This window comes from Pedobacter alluvionis (assembly GCF_003664035.1).
Taxonomy (GTDB): Bacteria; Bacteroidota; Bacteroidia; order Sphingobacteriales; family Sphingobacteriaceae; genus Pedobacter; species Pedobacter alluvionis.
Window position 1 is genome coordinate 1 of record NZ_RCCK01000007.1, and the last position, 1,607, is coordinate 1,607.

General features: G+C 47.3%; 1 protein-coding gene. It reads left to right on the forward strand.

The annotated features are described in order from the left end of the window. On the forward strand, nucleotides 1-1,607 hold a 1,607-nt coding region (locus BCL90_RS25485; protein WP_317126822.1), incomplete at both ends, for an MBG domain-containing protein.

A 1,607-nucleotide genomic window follows, 5' to 3' on the forward strand; every position in this document is an offset into this window, starting at 1 on the left:
TATGTTGGTGCTGATTTAACGATTGGTGCAAAAACGATCACGGTAACGGCCGCAGCGAAAAGCAAAACTTATGGCGATGCCGATCCTGCACTGACTTATACCTCTGCACCTGCATTGGTAACAGGTGATAGCTTCAGCGGAAGCCTGACCAGGTTGCCTGGAGAAAATGTAGGTACGTATGCCATCAACCAGGGAACACTTGCTTTGAGCAGCAACTATACCTTAACTTATGTTGGTGCTGATTTAACAATCGGTGCGAAAACAATAACAGTAACGGCCGCAGCGAAAAGCAAAACTTATGGCGATGCCGATCCTGCACTGACTTATACCTCTGCACCTGCATTGGTAACAGGTGATAGCTTCAGCGGAAGTCTGACCAGAACACCTGGCGAAAATGTGGGTACGTATGCAATCAACCAGGGTACACTTGCTTTGAGCAGCAACTATACCTTAACTTATGTTGGTGCTGATTTAACCATCGGTGCGAAAACAATAACAGTAACGGCCGCAGCGAAAAGCAAAACTTATGGCGATGCAGATCCTGCACTGACTTATACCTCTGCACCTTCACTGGTAACAGGGGATAGCTTCAGCGGAAGCCTGACCAGGTTGCCTGGCGAAAACGTGGGTACTTATGCAATTAACCAGGGAACACTTGCCTTGAGCAGCAACTATACCTTGACGTATGTTGGTGCTGATTTAACGATTGGTGCAAAAACGATCACGGTAACGGCCGCAGCGAAAAGCAAAACTTATGGCGATGCCGATCCTGCACTGACTTATACCTCTGCACCTGCATTGGTAACAGGTGATAGCTTCAGCGGAAGCCTGACCAGGTTGCCTGGAGAAAATGTAGGTACGTATGCCATCAACCAGGGAACACTTGCTTTGAGCAGCAACTATACCTTAACTTATGTTGGTGCTGATTTAACAATCGGTGCGAAAACAATAACAGTAACGGCCGCAGCGAAAAGCAAAACTTATGGCGATGCAGATCCTGCACTGACTTATACCTCTGCACCTGCATTGGTAACAGGTGATAGCTTCAGCGGAAGTCTGACCAGAACACCTGGCGAAAATGTGGGTACGTATGCAATCAACCAGGGTACACTTGCTTTGAGCAGCAACTATACCTTAACTTATGTTGGTGCTGATTTAACCATCGGTGCGAAAACAATAACAGTAACGGCCGCAGCGAAAAGCAAAACTTATGGCGATGCAGATCCTGCACTGACTTATACCTCTGCACCTGCATTGGTAACAGGCGATAGCTTCAGCGGAAGCCTGACCAGGTTGCCTGGAGAAAATGTAGGTACGTATGCCATCAACCAGGGAACACTTGCTTTGAGCAGCAACTATACCTTAACTTATGTTGGTGCTGATTTAACAATCGGTGCGAAAACAATAACAGTAACGGCCGCAGCGAAAAGCAAAACTTATGGCGATGCAGATCCTGCACTGACTTATACCTCTGCACCTTCACTGGTAACAGGGGATAGCTTCAGCGGAAGCCTGACCAGAACACCTGGCGAAAATGTGGGTACGTATGCAATCAACCAGGGTACACTTGCTTTGAGCAGCAACTATACCTTAACTTATGTTGGTGC